Source organism: Nocardia sp. NPDC019395 (assembly GCF_040632335.1).
GTDB lineage: Bacteria > Actinomycetota > Actinomycetes > Mycobacteriales > Mycobacteriaceae > Nocardia.
Genome location: NZ_JBEYBT010000007.1, coordinates 206,169 through 223,261, shown reverse-complemented (window position 1 = coordinate 223,261; position 17,093 = coordinate 206,169). Strand labels below are relative to the sequence as shown.

The window sequence follows — 17,093 nt, the reverse complement described above, 5'->3', positions numbered from 1 at the left end:
GATGTCGAGCCTGTCCGAACTCCTCGACGCGCTCCGCGGACTCGATGTCGACGGCGGAACCGTCGCCGAGGCGCTCTGGCTCGCCAAACACATCGCGGACCAGCCGGGTTCGGATATGACCGGAAAAGACGCGCTACCGGACGATTTCGAGCCGGGCACCCCGCCGTCCGCCACACCGGATACCGGCGCCGTATCGCATCTGCTACCGCGGGAATCGCCACTGCCGGTACCACCCGGCCATACGGCAGCCTGGCCGTACCGGATCGAGGCCGATATGCCCGCGCCCTCACCGCTGGACTCGGAAACCAACGTCCTCGGTGAGCTGCGGCCGCTGGCTCGTCGAATTCCCGATCCGCACGAACTGATTTTCGACGAAGAAGCGACAGTCGACCGCACTGCCCGCACCGCGGTCGCCTGGCCGGTCACCAAGGAGAATCCGGTCCGCCGACGCGAAGCCGCACTGGTTTTCGACCGGCATTCGTCGATGGCGGCGTGGAGCGGACTCGCCGACGCCGTGCGGAATCTGGTGAATACGGTCGGCTTTCGCCAGGTCACGGTGTGGTATCTGGACGAGGACGCCGCGGGCGCGCCCCGGCTGGCCACGAATCCGCGTGGGACACCGGACCGCTCGCTATCGGTGCTGTCGGATCCGACCGGCCGGCGTGTGATCATGGTGTTCACCGCCTGCCTCGGTGACGCGTGGGTTTCCGGAGCCGCGGCGGCGGAATTGGCGCGCCTGGCCGCGCAGTCCCCGGTGGCGATCGTCCAACCGCTACCCAGCAACCTGTGGCGGCGGACGGGCCTGGAGTGGGGCCACGGCCGGGTCACCGCCGTCGTTCCCGAACGCCCCTCCCCGCTGCGGCTCATCGCCCCCGAGGACACGGCCGTCATACCCGTTCCGGTGCTCGAACTGACGCCCGGCTGGATCCGGCCCTGGGCGCAACTGCTGTCCGGTGAGCGACGGTCCGCGGGCTATCCCCTGCTGCGGCTCCCGGATCCGGCGGCGAAGCGACCCCGGCCGCTCGCTGTGCGACAGGACGAGGAGCTCGGCCGCAACCCACTCGAACGGGTGCGGCGTTTCCGTTCCGCCTCGTCACCCGAAGCGTTTCGCCTGGCGGTGAGCCTGGCACAGGTTCCGCTGCTGCCGCCGATCATGCGACTGGTTCAGCAGGCGGTGCTGCCGGGCAGTAAACGCAGTGTCCTGGCCGAGGTCCTGGCGGGTGGGCTGATCGAGGATGCGGGCACCGGCTCCGCACCGCCGTACACCATCCCCGAGGACAGCCGGGTGTTCGCGTTCCGGCCGGACGTCGCGAAGATTCTGCGCGATGCCCTGCCGCGCAGCGAAGCGGCCCAGGTCCTCGCCGCGGCGTCGCGGTTCGTCACCCAGCACTACGACGTTCCGGGCCGGGTGTTCCGCGCGGTTGTCTCGCACCCCTCGGCCGGCGGCTCGCCGTTCGCGTATCTGTCCCCGGAAACCCTGCGCCGCATCGCGCCGAACTTTCCCGATCCGCCGGCCGAACCTCCCGGCGCGGACGACGAACAGCGTTACCAAGCCCTCGTCCGCGCCGCCGACGAGGCGATGCGGCTGGGAGATACCGATATCGCGCTCACCGCGTTCCGGCGGGCACTGCAAACATTGCCGATGGGGCACGCGCAGCGGGGCGGTCTGCTGAACGGGCTGACCGTACTGCTGCGGCGTCGATGGGAGGACAGCGGTAACCCGGGCGATCTCGACGAAGCGATCGCCGTGGGCAAGGCCGCGCTGGTCGAGCTGGAAGACACCGATGCGGGTACCGCGACCATGGCCGGGCTGGGCGAGCTGCTGCTGCACCGGTTCGAGGCAGTGGGCGGCGCCGACTTCCTGACCGACGCGACCCGGGTGCTGCGCTCCGCGGTGGAGATCACCGGAGCCGACGACCCCGGTCGCGCGGAACTGTCGGAACGTCTCGCCGATGCCCTGCTCCGGCGCTGCGAGATAACCGGTGATCCGTTGTACGCGTGGGAAGCCGTGGATCTGTGTCTCGCGGCAGCCGAATCGGATACCGGCGAACCGGATCGCGGCAGCGTGCTGATGTTCAAGATCGCGCGCGCCTATCTCGATATCGCGACCATGTCCGCGAACCCGAACAGTGAGCTGGAAGGCCAGGTCATCGAATACTTCCGGCATGCCGCGGGTGCACTGCCGGACGAACCCGGCGAAGCCGGTACCGCCCTGCTCGATACGGTTACCCGGGCAGTTCGCGCCGTCCGTACCGGTTCGCTGCCCGCGAGATTCGCAGCCGACCTGTCGAATATTCTCGCGCGGGTCGCCGGTCGGCACAGCGGCGCGAGCCTGGCCGAGGCCCGGCGGATGCTCGATTCCGCCGGCGCCGACGACCACCGGCAATGACCGGGCGTCCCGGGCCGGACCGCCGGTGGGGTGCGCTGTGCGCGGCGCTGCTGCTGGCAGCGGTCGCGGCCGGGCTCGGCGCGGTGGCGTTGCGCGCGCTTCTCGAAGTGGTCACCGGTATCTTGCTCGGTTCGGTCCTGCCGCTCGAACCGATGGCCGACGGGTTGTGGCACGCACCGGCCGGGCCCCTCGGCGGTCGCGGCGCGCTCCTGGTGCCGCTGCTGGTCGCCGCCGGAACGGTGACCGCGGTACTGGTGTCCCGCACCGGCGGGCCGCAGGTCAACGGAACAGATGGCGTCATCGGCGCGGTCAACACCCGCGACCTGGACGGCCTGACCGTACGCGGTGCGGTGGCCAAATTATCCGGTACGGCAATAACTCTCGGCACCGGTGGTTCCGGTGGCACCGAAGGGCCGGTCGCGCAGGTGGCGGCCTCACTGGGGGCGGCGATCGCGCGGCGGCTGCGCTTGACCGAGACGGACGCGAGTCTGGTGGTCGCCGCGGCCTTGGGCGCGGGTGTGGGTGCGCTGTTCCAAGCCCCGATAGGCGGGGCCGTTCTGAGCGCCGAACTGCTGCGGCGGCGCGGAATGCACTGGCGCGCAGTGCTGTACGCGGCACCGGCCACGCCGATCGCCTTCGGAATTTTCGTCCTCGTGTACGGGTACCACCCGATGTTCGAAATCACCGATTTCGGTGCTCCGTGGGACCCGGCGGCCACCGGGGTGCTCGCGGCGGTCGGCCTGGCCTGTGCATTGCTGGCCCGCGTTTACGTCGGAACGTTCCATCGGGTCGGCCGCCTGCTGCGACCGGCGCGGAAGAGGCCTGTTGTCACGGCCGCGTTGGCAGGTGCCCTCGTCGGAACGGTGGGAATCTTCGTGCCGATGGCGCTGGGCACCGGCTACGGGACGGTATCGCTGGCGCTTTCGCAGAACGAGGTCCTCGCGCTGCCACTGTGGCTGCTCCTCGCCCTGCCGTTCGTCAAGATCGCGACCACCGCCGTCACCCTGCACGCGGGCGGGGTCGGCGGGGTGTTCGGGCCGGCGATCGTCATCGGCGGGACGGTCGGTGCCCTGTGCTGGCGGCTGGCGGTGGAAGCCGGTATCGACCCCGGCCCCGCCGCGGCCTGCACGATTGCCGGGGTCGCGGCATGTCTCGGTGCGTCAGTGCGGGCTCCGCTGGCCGCGACCGTTTTCGCGGTCGAGATCGCCGGATATCTGGTCCCGCCCGCCGGGCTGGTGATCGCGGTGGCCCTCGCCGCGGTGTGTACCCGGGATATCACCTTGTTCCCGAGTCAGGAGACCGCCCGATCTCGCGGCCCTTACCGGCAAATGGCGCATTCGGTTATGTTGAATGCAGATGACATGAGGAGAAGAGCCGGGCCGAATCGACTCATCGGCGGAATCCGTTCCCGTCGCCGGAATCGGTCCGACTCATCCCGGGAGGGGTGCCCGATGGAGCCCGAGGCCACGCCCGGCCTACCCGATTTGGCCGATCTGCCGCTCGACGAGTTGCTCGATGACCACCGGCCCGAGGTGAATCGCGCGGTGCGTATCGCACTGCGCCGCCGCGCCGCGGTCGGGATAGTGTTCGCCGGTCACAGTGCGGGTGGCGGCACATGACCGTCACCTCGAGAAGAGCTGGGAAACAGCGTATCCGGGCAACCGGACGGAATCCCGTACTGGACGTAACCGGACCCGAACTCGACACCCTTGCCACCTTGTCCGACCTACCGAGTGTCCTGCCGCTTCTGCAACGCGCGCGGGTCAGCCGGAATCTGGCCTTTCTGGCCGCGGTATTGCGCGATGGAGAGGGAGAGGACGGGGACCGGCATCGCCTGGCGCGCGACGGTTTCGATCTCCTGGTCGCCGTCCAGCGGCGCGACCCCGAGATCGCGCGAGAAATATTCCAGCACCCCAGATTCGGTGCCTGGGTGGCCGTATGCGCCGTCGGCGGAGACGATGACCTCGTATCCGATGAGCCAGTGGCCCATCTCGCATCGTTCGCGGCGGCCGCGGCGGTACGCGCCGGGCTGACATTCGAAATGGAGCTGCCGCGGGTCGGTGACGCAGTGGTGTTACCGGGTCTCGGCTGCTGGATCGGGCCGGCGACGGCTCCCGCCCGGGTCCGCCACGACGGAAACGGTGCGGCCACCCTGGACGGATACCGCTGGACGTCGATCCGGCGGTTGACCGCGCGGTTGCCCGGCGGTGCCGTGGATATCGAATTCGACGATCTGCCGCCGACACCGTCGGCATGGCCCGAAGTGGATACCGTAGGGCGCGACGCCCGCTGGACACCGTGGAAGGATGCCGAATTCGAGGCCTGGCAGCGGGTTTTCGGCGAGGCTGTCGAATTGCTGGTCGCGGTGGTCCCCGAACTCGCTGACCCGCTCATCCGCGGGATCCGGGCGGTACTGCCCCGGGCCGGTGATTCGTACCCGTTCGTGACCTCCACTCTCGCCGATTCCTTCGGCGCCGCCGCCATGGTCCTGCCGGCCGACGCGCTCCGCGTCGCCGCCGGGTTGTTGCACGAATTCCAGCATTCGAAGCTCAGTGTGCTGATGGAGGTCAGGCCCTTGATCGCGGTGGAGGGGCCCGCCGATCTGCCCTCGCCGTGGCGCCGTGAGCTCCGGCCCGCGAGCGCACTGCTGCACGGCATCTACGCGCATCTGGCCGTGAGCCGCTTTCTGCGACTGGCCGCCGGACACCCCGGGGCGGTGGCGGTCCCCGATGCCGAACCGGTGCGCCGCCAGACGCTCGCCGGATGTGACACCCTGCTCGATTCCGATCGGCTGACGCCGGCCGGCCGGCGTTTCGTGACCTTGATGCGGCATACCGCCGTAGCCGACAGCGACGGCCGAGCGGCCGCACAGACAGTGTGACGGGAGTACCGAACGTGGCACATACCTCCCCCGAGCCGGCCGCGGCCGAGCCGATCATCGTCGCCCATGCGGCCGAGGACGCGGTGTGGGGAATGTGGTTACAGCAGGTCGGTACCGATGCCGGGCTCGATATGAAACTCTTGCGCGTCGACCCGGGCGACGGACTGCCGCCGGCGGACGCCGGCCGGATATCGGCCCTGGTGATCAGCGATAGCTTTATGCGGGCCACCGGCGCGGCGGCCGAGGATTGGGCGCGTTACGGATCCGAGCCGGCGGGTGTACTCGCGGTGATCGTGGCCACCGCCGATGTGCCCCCGGTCGCCGAACGGATAGCGGCGGTCGACCTGCGCCTGCTACCCGGGGAGAACGCGGCCCGGGCGAAGGTACTGCGCGCTTTCGGCCGGCCCGACGGCGCGATCACGGCGCCCGAGACGCTGGGGCGGGCCGCCCGGATGCGGGTCCGGTACCCGAACGAGCAGATGTTCGTCGACTACCAGACCAAAACTCTGCCACCACATCGACCGGACTGGTTCTACGGACGGGAACCGGAACTCGCCGCGATCCGTGACGGCCTGGACAAGACCGGCGCGGCCGTGCTCACCGGGGTGGCCGGCAGTGGGAAGAGCTGGCTGGCCGCGGCCTATGTGCGCCGCTTCCGCTCCCAATACGATCTCATCGCCTGGATTTCGGGTGAGAACGGCGCCCTGATGCGTACCGAGCTCGCCCAGCTGGCGGAGCCGCTCGGACTGCCCGAATCTCCGAATCGGGGAACCCAGCACAAAGACGTGGTCGACGAACTGCGCCGGACCGGCAAGCGGTACCTGCTCGTCTACGACAACGTCACCCCGGACCACCACCGCACCGGCCGTGAGCAGTTACCGCTCCCACGCAAACCGGCACTGCTGTCGGAGATGGTGCCATGGGACGGCATCGGACATGTTCTGCTGACCTCGAAGGTGTCCGATTGGAGTTCGCCGCAACCGATCCGGGTGCCCATGTTCACTGTCGGCGAGGGCGCCGATTTCCTGCGCCGGCATATCGGTGACCTTCCCGAGGAACTGGCGCGGCGATTCAGTACGGCACTCGACGGCAGTCCCGTCCTGCTCAACGCGCTGGCCCACCGCGGTGCACGCGGTATCGAGCCCGTGGACGAAGCGCTGCTCCGGCAGGTTCAGCCGGCGCCGTTCATGGTGCTGAACGATGATATGGCCCGGTCCTACCGGCGGGCCGCGTCCATTATCGGTGACTCGCTGCGGCCGCTGCTCGACGAACCGGTGGGATCGGACCCGTGGGCGGCCGGTGAACTACTGCGGCTGCTGGCCTGTTTCGCTCCCGGGCAGTCGATCTCGATGGCGTTGCTGACCTCCCAGCTGCCCGGTTCGGAACGGCGTGCGGGCCTGCGCTTGCCCGAGCCGCTCGCCGAGGCACTGGCGAACGAACATCGCCGGCGCAATGTGCTGGATCTGGCCGTCCGGGATTCGGTCGCCGAGATCTGCGTCGACCCGCTGACCGACCGGGGGCGGGCGCTGCGTATTCATACCGTGCCGTGGCACGGTATCCACGACTTTCTGCCGAAGGATCTCGCCGAGACCAACCGGCATATAACGCACCAGGTGCTGTGCGACGCGGATCCGCAGCGCACCGACCTGCCCGCGCTCTGGGGCCGGTACCTGTGGTTGTGGCAGCAGATCACGCATACCGAGGTACTGTCCTGCGATCGGGTCGCACAGCCGGGTGATCCGTGCGCACAGCTGCCCGAACTCGTCCGCCGGGTAGTCGCGGCACTGCGGGTGCAGGGCGAATTGACCGCCGCCGCCGGTTTGGGACTGCGGGCCGCCGAGGCGTGGTCGAAACTGCTGGGCGAGACCGATATCGGCGTGGTCCGGATCCGCATCGTCACCGGTAACGCGCTCTGGGAGATGGGCGATCTCGACCGTGCGCGGCACGCGGCCATCGAGGCACGCGACGGCGTGGAGCAGGTCCGGGCCAGCTATCCGGAGGAGTACATCTGGTCCAGCGATCTGATCGCCGCCTGTCTGCGGATGGCCGGCGATTGGGCGGCGGCAGTCGAATTCAACGAGCAGTCCCATGCGTGGGCTCTCGAATGCCTGGGTGACAGCAGTATCGAAACGGTGCGCGCGGCCCACAACCTCGCTGTGTCATACCGGGTCATGGGCCGTTTCGCGGACGCGATGCGAATCGATTCCGCGAACTACGAACGTTTCCAGAACGATCCGATGCTCGCCGAGAGCTCGATCATGCGGCTGCACTGTGTGAACAACGTCGCTCGTAACTATCGCGAACTCGGCAGAGCGGCTACCTCGGTCGTCCTGCAGGAACAGGTCTCCGCCGACTTCCTGAAATTACTGGGGAGCCCACGCCAGCAACATGTACTGCGGGCGCGCAAGAATCTCGGGGTGTCGTACCGCAAGGCGGGGCGGTACGAGGAGGCACTGGAAACACAGCGCGGCGTACTCACCAATCATCTGCGAGTGTACGGCGCCGACCACCCCGAGGCCATCGCCGCGGAAACGAATGTGGCGAACGACTACCGCGTCCTCGGCGACACCGAGCATGCGGTCGAACACGCGGAAGCCGCGTACCGGCGCTGCGCGAACGGCTATCCGGACCATCCGTACACGGCCGCCTGCGCGGTGAACTACGCCGCCGCGCTCCGCACTGCCGGCCGCTACCAGGAGGCGCTGGCCCTCGATCAGGAGGCCGACGCCGTCTTCACCAGGCGACTGTCCGAGGAACATCCGTACACCCTGGCGGCCAGGTCCGGCGTGGCCTCGGACCTCGCCGGCCTGAACAAGGCAGCGGAGGCAGTCGAACTCGGCACCGACGTCCTGGCTCGCTGCCGGCGTATCCGCGGCGCCGATCACCCGTACACGCTGCAAACGGCCGTCAACTTGGGACTCGACCTGCGCACTCTGGGACGTACCGAGGAAGCGGACGCCCTCGAGACCGACACACTGGAACGCTATTTCGAAACACTGGGCGACGACCACCCCGAATATCAGGCCGCACGCGCCCGCCGCCGAGGCACCTGCGATGTGGAGCCGCCACCCATGTGAGCCCGGCGTCCGGAGTGCCGGGCGAACCGACTAAGCGACCGCCGCGGCCTCGGCGCCGGCGCGAGTCAACCCACCGACACCGGCCCTTCCGCGACTCGGACCAGCCAGGTGATCAGGAGTTTCCCGGAGTCCAGTCGGTGACGGTAACGACCTCCGCCTGCTGCGGGAACACTTTCTCCACCAGAGCCCGATGCCCGCGAAGGCACTGACACGCCGTTTGGTGACGACCACATCACCGGGCTCGGGCGCCCCCTCGGTGCGGGGACCGATCATTGGCGGCGAGAAACCGGTTGACGACTTCATGCGCTCGAGGTCGACCGACCCAGTAGGCATGGCGGGCCCCTGGGAGTTCCACGAGTTCGGCATCGGGGATGTGCTGTGCGAGCAGAGTCGCGTTCGCCGGAACAGTCAGTTCATCGTCCGTTCCGTGAACGACGAGAGCCGGGACGCCGATACGGCGCGACTCCGGACCGTCGTGCCGGGCAACGGCACCGAGGTGGGCTTGCATCGCGGCCGGAGATGCCGCCGCCGGCATCACGCTGCCCGCTTCTTCCGGGTGATCGCGCAGCCACGCCGCGGGATAGAACAACGATGCGAGCTCGGCCGGATCACCCGACGCGAGCGCCTTCGTCGCGTGTTCCGGGCGGGAGACACCGGTGGAGTCACCGACGGTGGTCGCGCCGAGGACGAGCGAGACGACCCGTTCGCTGTGCTCCGCCCCGAGCCACTGTGCGATACGCCCGCCCATCGAATGCCCGTAGATATGTGCGCGATCGATCCCCGCACCGTCCAGAATCGAGATCACATCGCGGGCGAAATCACGGGTCGACCAGTCGTGGGCGAATCGGTCCTCACTCGCACCCGTCCCCCGGTGATCGAAAACGACTGTCGTGCGACCCCGGAAATCCGCGACCGCCGAATCCCATCCATGGTGATCCAGCGCAAGCCCTTGGACCAGTACAAGCGGGGTTTGCGAGGCGGCGCCGCCTTCGATCACGTCGTACCAGATCTCGGCTCCGTCGACCCCTGTCGCGTAACTCATGACGGCAGCGTCCCACTGGCCACCGACACGCCTGCCGGATCCGGCAACCCGGCGGCGCGGCGCACCACCGCGATACATCGTGGCGATCCTTACCCCTGTGGCGACCGCGGGCCGAATCGGTCGGCCGCGGGTGCCATCCTTCCGGTCGCCCTCGTTCGCGGTGGCCGGAGGGCCCTCGCCGGGGTGCGACGCGCGACCCGCGGACGACGAAACCGGGCACAGATGTGGACTCACCCGCCGCAGGTGATATCGCGGCGGCCCCAGAAATTCTAGACTCGTAAGACAGAAATCAGCCGGGTGAACGTGCGTATTCGATCTGCTCGAAACTGAATCAATCCACACCGTGGATTGCCGCATCCGAAGGATGGCCACCCATGTTGGACACATTTTGGGAATTGCTCTGGTACACGCTGCTCGTTTTCGCGTTCGTCGCCTATCTGATCATCCTGTTCCACGTCATCGTGGATCTGTTCCGCGATCGCAAAATGTCCGGAATCGCGAAGACGCTGTGGATCATCTTCCTGGTGGTCGTGCCCTACCTCGCAGCATTCGTCTACCTCATCGCGCGCGGCTCCGGTATGGCAGAACGCCAGATCGAAGCACAAGACGCCGCCAAGCAGGCGACAGACCAGTACATACAAAAGGTGGCCGGAAAATCGTCTGCCGACCAGATCGCCGATGCGAAGGCACTGCTCGACGCGGGAACGATCACCCAGGCCGAGTTCGACATCCTGAAATCCAAGGCTTTGAGCTGATATAGCCGTATCCGGCCCCACTGCCCCCAGGTCAGGAGTTTCCGTGCCGAAGCTGGAGCTGAAAAGGAAATCCGAACTCTCCCGGGACGAAGCAGCCGAACAGCTCATCGCACTGGGCCGTGCCCTGGCCGGCGGTTCGGAAACCGAACTCGGCTCGGAAGGCGATTCGCTCTCGATTCTCGTCGCCGACCGGGTCCGGTGGGAGCTCGAGATCGAGGTCGACGGGGACGAGGTCGAGGTGGAGATCGAGATCAGCTGGCGCGATACCCCGTCCCGGAAGCCGGCGGACGAAGCCCCCGCGGCCACGGAGCGGGCCAAGGCTCCACGTCGCGCCCGTCCACGTAAAAGCTCCGTGAAATAAACCGGCGTACCCGGCGGCCGCGATACCCGGCCCCGGGCCCGGCCACCGCGGATCCGACAGCAGTCCCGGAGAGCGAAAAACGGCCTCCGGGACTGCGTGAACAGGACTTCGCGCGGAACTCCGCCGATGCTCGACGCGATGCGCGATACAGCCGCGCCGGGGGCCGCATGACGCCCGCTCGACAAAATACGTGCGAGTAGCCCCCACACGCTGTGCACATCTGCGCGGTGGCGAGGCACACTACCCGTAACCGTATCCGCAACCCCTCGCCCGACCGGGCTCGTGCTTGCGCAGGAAGGAGTCGGCGAGTGTTCAACCGCATCGCCATCGTGAACCGTGGAGAGGCCGCCATGCGCCTCATCCACGCCGTCCGTGATCTGTCCGCAGAAACCGGGCAACATATCGAAACCGTCGCCCTGTACACGGACGTGGACCGGACCGCGACGTTCGTGCGGGAAGCAGATGTGACCTATGACCTCGGCCCGGCGTCCGCACGTCCGTACCTGGACCTGAAGGTGCTGCGCAGTGCCCTGGTGGCGACGAAGGCCGATGCCGCGTGGGTCGGCTGGGGCTTCGTCGCCGAGGACCCGGCGTTCGCGGAACTGTGCGAAGAGATCGGCGTCACCTTCGTCGGACCCGGCCCGGAGGCCATGCGCAAACTCGGCGACAAGATCGGCGCCAAGCTGATCGCCGAGGAGGTCGGGGTGCCCGTCGCGCCGTGGAGCCGCGGCGCGGTCGAAACCGTGGACGATGCCCTGGCCGCCGCGGCCGAGGTCGGCTACCCACTGATGTTGAAGGCGACAGCGGGCGGCGGCGGCCGCGGTATCCGCGTGATCACGAACGAGGCCGAACTCGTGGACGCCTACGAGCGCACCCGCCAGGAGGCTGTGCGCGCGTTCGGCAGCGGCGTCGTCTTCCTGGAACGGCTCGTCACCGGCGCCCGGCACGTCGAGGTCCAGGTCATCGCGGACGGTCAGGGCACCGCGTGGGCGCTGGGCGTACGTGACTGCTCGATCCAGCGGCGCAACCAGAAGATCATCGAGGAATCGGCCTCGCCGGTGCTGAGCCCCGAGCAGACGGCCGATCTGAAGGCGTCCGCCGAGCGGCTGGCGATCGCGGTCGAATACCGCGGCGCGGCCACCGTCGAATTCCTCTACCACCCCGGTGAGCAGCTGTTCGCCTTCCTGGAGGTCAACACCCGCCTGCAGGTCGAGCACCCGATCACCGAATCCACCACCGGGTTCGACCTCGTCCGGGCCCAACTGCACGTCGCCTCCGGGGGCCGGCTCGAGGGCGAACCGCCGGCCGAGCGCGGCCACGCCATCGAGGCACGTCTCAACGCCGAGGATCCCGACCGCGATTTCGCGCCGGCCCCCGGTCGCATCGCCCATCTGGACCTGCCCGCCGGACCGGGAATCCGCGTGGACACCGGGGTCAGCGAGGGCGATACGATCCCGGCCGATTTCGATTCGATGATCGCCAAGATCATCGCTTACGGCAGTAGCCGCGCCGAGGCCCTGGGCCGGCTGCGCCGCGCGATCGCGCAGACCCGGGTGATCATCGAGGGCGGCGCGACCAACAAGAGCTTCGTCCTCGACCTGCTGGACCAGCCCGAGGTGATCGACGCGAGCGCCGACACCGGCTGGATCGATCGCGTCCGCGGCGAGGGCCGGCTGGTCTCCCACCGGCATTCCACGGTCGCGCTGGCCGCCGCCGCCATCGATGCCTACGAGGAAGAGGAGCGGGTCGAGCAGAACCGGCTACTGTCCACGGCGGCCGGTGGCCGCCCCCAGGTGCGGCACGAAAGCGGCCGGCCGCTCGATCTGAAGCTGCGCGGCGCGAGCTACCGGGTGCGGGTCGCCCGCACCGGCGCGCACCGGTTCCGGGTCGGGATCGAGGCGGGTGCCGATACCCGCACCGCCGATGTCGATCTCGAACGTTTCGACCGGCATACCGGGCAGATCGTGGTGAACGATATTCGCTACCGCCTGATCACCGGCACACACGGCCCGACCCATCTGGTCGATATCGACGGTGTGACGCACCGGATCAGTCGTGACGAGGGCGGTATCGTCCGCTCCCCCGCACCCGCGCTGGTCGTCGCCACACCGCTGGAGGTCGGGGCCGAAGTCGAGGCGGGCGCCCCGGTTCTGGTGCTGGAGAGTATGAAGATGGAGACGGTGCTGCGCGCGCCGTTCCGTGCCCGGCTCAAGGAGTGCGGGGTCTCCGTCGGCACCCAGGTGGAGACCGGTGCGCCGCTGCTCCGGCTCGAACCGCTCGCCGACGACGACGAAGCCGGTGACACCGCGGCGTCCGTCTCGGTGGAGCTCGATCTGCCCGACGAGCCCGATCACCGCCGGCCGCATCAGCGGATGGCCCGCGGCCGGCAGGATCTGCGCAGCGTGCTGCTGGGATTCGATGTCGACCCGCACGATGATCGCCGAGTACTCGACGACTATCTCACGGCCCGCCGGGCCGCGGCCGCGGACAACCACCGCCCGCTGGACGAGGAACTCGACCTCATCCAGGTATTCGCCGACCTGGCCGAACTGAGCCATAACCGGTCGTCGGACGATGACGGCGGCGGCAGCCATGTGCACAGTGCCCGCGAGCACTTCCACACCTATCTGCAGAGCCTCGACGTCGAGCGGGCCGGACTGCCGGAGTCGTACCGGGCGAAGCTCGCCGCGGCGCTCGGGCACTACGGCGTCACCGCTCTGGAACGCACCCCGGAGCTCGAGGCCGCGGTGTTCCGGATCTTCCTCGCCCAGCAGCGTCCCGCCGATACCGTCGAGGTGATCTCGACGCTGCTGCGGGAATGGCTGCGCGAGCCGATGCCCGACCGGGCCCTGCGTGAGCCCGTCGGCCTGGCCCTCGAACGACTCGTGGCCGCGACCCAGGTGCGGTTCCCGGTGATCGCCGACCTCACCCGCGGTCTGGTCTTCTCCTGGTACGGCCAGCCGGTACTGCGCCGCAACCGGGCCCGCGTCTACACCGACGCGCGCAAGAACCTCAGCTACCTCGACGCGAACCCCGGGGCGGCCGACCGCTCCGACCGGATCGCCGAGATGGTGAGCGCCACCGAACCGCTGGTGCGCCTGCTGGGCCAGCGCCTGTCCCGCGGCTCCGCGGACAACACGGTCATGCTGGAGGTGCTGACCCGCCGCTACTACGGCAACAAGGACCTCACCGATGTCCGCACCCGGGAAGCCGGCGGCGGTACCTTCGTCGTCGCCGAACGCAAGGGCGTGAACCTGGTATCGGCCGCGGTGAGCTTCGACTCCCTCACCGATACCGTGCGGGGTCTGAACGAACTGGCGACCGGTACCGCGTCCATCGAAGCCGATATCTATCTGTCCTGGGAGAACCAGCCCGAGGATTTCGATGCCATGGCGGCGGCGCTGCACGATGTGCTGAACGCCCAGGCGGTCTCGAACCAGGTCCACCGGATCACCGCCACCGTCGCGGGCAGCGATAACGCGGTGATGCACTACCACTTCACCTTCCGTCCGTCGGCCACCGGACTGGACGAGGAACGCCTCATCCGCGGTCTGCACCCGTATATCGCGCAGCGGATGCAGATGAAGCGGCTGCACAAGTTCGACCTCACCCAGCTGCCGTCCTCGGACAACGAGGAGGTGTACCTGTTCCGCTGTGTGGCCAAGGAGAACCCGGCCGATGAGCGGCTCGTCGCCTTCGCCCAGGTCCGCGACCTGACGGCACTGCGCGATCACGACGGTCGCCTGGTCACCCTGCCGACGGCGGAGAGCACCATCGCCACCTGCCTCGATTCGATCCGGCGGGCGCAGGGCGGGCGCCCGGCCGCCAAACGGTTCCAGACCAACCGCATCGTGATGTACATCTGGCCGCCGATCGATGTGAGCCGCGGCGAGTTGGAGAAGATCGTCGAACGCGTCCGGCCCACCACTATCGGTGCCGGGCTGGAGGAGATCCTGCTCATCGCCCGGCAGCCCGATCCGAAAACCGGTGAGCTGGTCAAACTCGCACTGCGGATCGCCTTCGACGCGACCGGCGGCACCCAGGTCATCGTCGGTGAACGGTCCGACGAACCGGTGGAGCCGCTGGACGAATACCGCCAGAAGGTGTTGCGGGCCGGCAGCCGCGGTGCCGTATACCCCTACGAGCTGACCGATCAGCTCGGCGATTTCACCGAATACGACCTCGACGCCGACCACACGCTGGTTCCGGTCGACCGGCCCAAGGGCCGTAACAGCGCGGCCATGGTCGCCGGTGTGGTGACCACGCCGACCGAGCGGTACCCGGAGGGCATCACCCGGGTGGTGCTGCTCGGCGATCCGACGAAATCGCTGGGTGCGCTGTCGGAGCCGGAATGCCGCCGGGTGATCGCGGCCCTCGATCTGGCCGAGCAGAAGCAGGTACCGCTGGAGTGGTACGCACTGTCCTCCGGTGCGCGGATCTCGATGACCTCCGGTACCGAGAACATGGACTGGGTCGCGGCGGCGCTCAAACGCATCGTCGAGTTCACCCAGGACGGCGGCGAGATCAATATCGTGGTCGCGGGTATCAACGTCGGCGCGCAGCCGTACTGGAACGCCGAAGCCACCATGCTCATGCACACCAAGGGCATCCTGGTGATGACCCCGGATTCGACGATGGTGCTCACCGGTAAACAGGCACTGGACTTCTCCGGCGGCGTCTCGGCCGAGGACAACTTCGGCATCGGCGGCTACGACCGGGTGATGGGCCCGAACGGCCAGGCACAGTATTGGGCACCGGACCTCAACGCCGCACGCGGCGTACTGATGTCGCATTACGACCACACCTACGTCGCACCCGGTGAGCAGACCCCGCGGCGGGCGCCCACCACCGACCCGGTGGATCGCGATGTCTCCGACTTCCCGCATGTCATGGCCGACAGCGGTTTCACCACCGTCGGCGAGATCTTCTCCGCCACCGCCAACCCGGACCGCAAGAAACCGTTCGATATCCGGACGGTGATGCGGGCGCTCTCCGACCAGGACCACCCGGTGCTGGAACGCTGGGCCGGTATGGCCGACGCCGAAACAGCGGTCGTCCAGGACGTGCATCTGGGTGGTATCCCGGTATGCCTGCTGGGTATCGAATCCCAGGGCGTCCCGCGCCGCGGTTTCCCGTCGACCGACGGCCCCGACACCTACACCGCGGGCACGCTGTTCCCGCGGTCGTCGAAGAAGGCCGCGCGGGCCATCAACTCGGCCAGCGGTAACCGGCCGCTCGTCGTCCTGGCCAACCTGTCCGGTTTCGACGGTTCACCGGAGTCGATGCGCAAACTGCAATTGGAGTACGGCGCCGAAATCGGCCGCGCCGTCGTCAATTTCCAGGGCCCCATCGTCTTCTGCGTGATCTCCCGCTATCACGGCGGCGCGTTCGTGGTGTTCTCGAAGACACTGAACCCGAATATGACCGTCCTGGCCATCGAAGGTTCGGTCGCCTCGGTGCTCGGCGGCGCCCCCGCCGCCGCCGTGGTGTTCGCCGGTGAGGTGAACAAGCGCACGGCCACCGACCAGCGGGTCCGGGACCTGGAGAAGCGCGCAGCGAACTCCTCCGGCACCGAACGCGCGGCCCTCACCGCGGAACTCGACGAACTGCGGTCCTCGGTCCGGGCGGAAAAGCTCGGCGATGTCGCCGCGGAATTCGACGCGGTGCACAGCGTCCAGCGTGCCGTGGACGTCGGATCCGTCGACGCCATCATCCGCGCCGCGGAACTGCGCCCCCGCATCATCGAGGCCATCGAGGCCCGGCTGCGGTGATCTGACCGAGCGGTGTACCCGTCGTGCACACGGCGACGGGTACACCGCCGAACTTCCAACCGATGCCCTCACCGACCCGCAGTCGGCGAGGGCATCGGCCGTTTTCGGGTAGCGAATGCCGGGACCTGCACGCCGAAGACATTGCCGCACTGCGGTGTCTTCGGGGTATCAGCGGCCTCCGCCAGCCAGGCAGGAGGCAGCGATCTCCGCTGTGAGGATGCGGAAGGAATCGATGGCGTCACGACTGACGGAGGAACAACACGTCTGGTGACTGATCATCCACGGTCATCCGGCCGACACAGCGTGATCGTGACTCCGATAAGGGCGATCACCAGTATCAGCAAAACGGCGTCGGCCGACATCAAGCTCTCCCCCGTTCGGGATCTGCGCCGGGCCAGCGGTATCCGCGCGGATAGAGCTGCATCGGCGTGATGAGCGCGGCGTTCTCGGTGACGAGGTGTCGAATGTTGTCGGCGTGCTCGAAACTCGGCACCACTACTGCTTCCGCCCCGACCTCGGCGGCGTGTCTGGCCAGCGCATGAATGGCGAGCCGCGGGACGATATCCGTCTTGACCGTGTACACCAGCCGATACCCGTGTCTTTCCGCAAGTTCGTGCAGGTCGATATCACGCGTCGGGATGTCCAACCGGATCAGCGCGACCGCCGGCGGCGGGAGTTTTCGGTCACGCACGACGTTCCCGGGAAGCCTCCGCCCACAGGCGCATGACCTCCAGTAGGTGCTCCAACTGAGTAAGCGTCGTCGGGGGTATCCACGCAGCCGCGCCGGGAACATCGGTGTCGCCTCGGTCTCTGGTGG

The 17,093-nt window shown here is 68.2% G+C and carries 9 protein-coding genes; 7 read left to right on the top strand and 2 right to left on the bottom strand.

The window, feature by feature from the left end; all coding sequences use genetic code 11:
• The first annotated feature begins 1 nt into the window (after position 1).
• From ABZ827_RS19545 to fxsT, 4 genes are read left to right on the top strand one after another with little or no spacing between them, the layout of a single operon-like run.
• Positions 2 to 2,389 (top strand): SAV_2336 N-terminal domain-related protein, encoded by a 2,388-nt coding sequence (locus ABZ827_RS19545; RefSeq protein WP_357238388.1) that lies wholly within the window; start codon positions 2 to 4, stop codon positions 2,387 to 2,389.
• Positions 2,386 to 4,008 carry a chloride channel protein gene (locus tag ABZ827_RS19540; protein ID WP_357238386.1) on the top strand — a complete coding sequence of 541 codons (1,623 nt, stop codon included), beginning with the start codon at positions 2,386 to 2,388 and terminating at the stop codon, positions 4,006 to 4,008. The genes ABZ827_RS19545 and ABZ827_RS19540 overlap by 4 nt, the downstream gene beginning before the upstream one ends.
• Positions 4,005 to 5,270, top strand: coding sequence for an HEXXH motif-containing putative peptide modification protein (locus tag ABZ827_RS19535; protein WP_357238384.1), 1,266 nt, complete (start codon positions 4,005 to 4,007; stop codon positions 5,268 to 5,270). The genes ABZ827_RS19540 and ABZ827_RS19535 overlap by 4 nt, the downstream gene beginning before the upstream one ends.
• 14 nt (positions 5,271 to 5,284) lie before the next feature.
• Entirely contained in the window at positions 5,285 to 8,347 is a 3,063-nt protein-coding gene (gene fxsT / locus ABZ827_RS19530; protein ID WP_357238382.1) for an FxSxx-COOH system tetratricopeptide repeat protein, read from the top strand.
• Between the two features lie 232 nt (positions 8,348 to 8,579).
• Here fxsT and ABZ827_RS19525 read toward each other — a convergent pair whose 3' ends face one another.
• Positions 8,580 to 9,389, bottom strand: coding sequence for an alpha/beta fold hydrolase (locus tag ABZ827_RS19525; protein WP_357238380.1), 810 nt, complete (start codon positions 9,387 to 9,389; stop codon positions 8,580 to 8,582).
• 374 nt (positions 9,390 to 9,763) lie between these two features.
• Here ABZ827_RS19525 and ABZ827_RS19520 point away from each other — a divergent pair, with 374 nt between their 5' ends.
• From ABZ827_RS19520 to ABZ827_RS19510, 3 genes are all read left to right on the top strand, one after another.
• Complete coding sequence (locus ABZ827_RS19520) at positions 9,764 to 10,144, top strand: SHOCT domain-containing protein (protein ID WP_357238378.1); 381 nt, start codon at positions 9,764 to 9,766, stop codon at positions 10,142 to 10,144.
• Between the two features lie 43 nt (positions 10,145 to 10,187).
• Positions 10,188 to 10,505 (top strand): amphi-Trp domain-containing protein, encoded by a 318-nt coding sequence (locus ABZ827_RS19515; protein ID WP_357238376.1) that lies wholly within the window; start codon positions 10,188 to 10,190, stop codon positions 10,503 to 10,505.
• A gap of 308 nt (positions 10,506 to 10,813) precedes the next feature.
• A complete protein-coding gene (locus ABZ827_RS19510; protein WP_357238374.1) occupies positions 10,814 to 16,276 on the top strand; it encodes a carboxyl transferase domain-containing protein in 5,463 nt (1,820 codons plus the stop codon).
• A 361-nt stretch (positions 16,277 to 16,637) separates the two neighbouring features.
• Here ABZ827_RS19510 and ABZ827_RS19505 read toward each other — a convergent pair whose 3' ends face one another.
• Positions 16,638 to 16,967: a hypothetical protein gene (locus tag ABZ827_RS19505; RefSeq protein ID WP_357238372.1), complete on the bottom strand. Its 330-nt coding sequence runs from the start codon at positions 16,965 to 16,967 to the stop codon at positions 16,638 to 16,640.
• Positions 16,968 to 17,093 lie beyond the last annotated feature (126 nt).

Coding starts and splice junctions, on each gene's coding strand:
- ABZ827_RS19525 (WP_357238380.1), bottom strand. CDS start 9,389: ATGAGTTACGCGACAGGGGTCGACGGAGCCGAGATCTGGTACGACGTG.
- ABZ827_RS19520 (WP_357238378.1), top strand. CDS start 9,764: ATGTTGGACACATTTTGGGAATTGCTCTGGTACACGCTGCTCGTTTTC.
- ABZ827_RS19535 (WP_357238384.1), top strand. CDS start 4,005: ATGACCGTCACCTCGAGAAGAGCTGGGAAACAGCGTATCCGGGCAACC.
- ABZ827_RS19540 (WP_357238386.1), top strand. CDS start 2,386: ATGACCGGGCGTCCCGGGCCGGACCGCCGGTGGGGTGCGCTGTGCGCG.
- ABZ827_RS19545 (WP_357238388.1), top strand. CDS start 2: ATGTCGAGCCTGTCCGAACTCCTCGACGCGCTCCGCGGACTCGATGTC.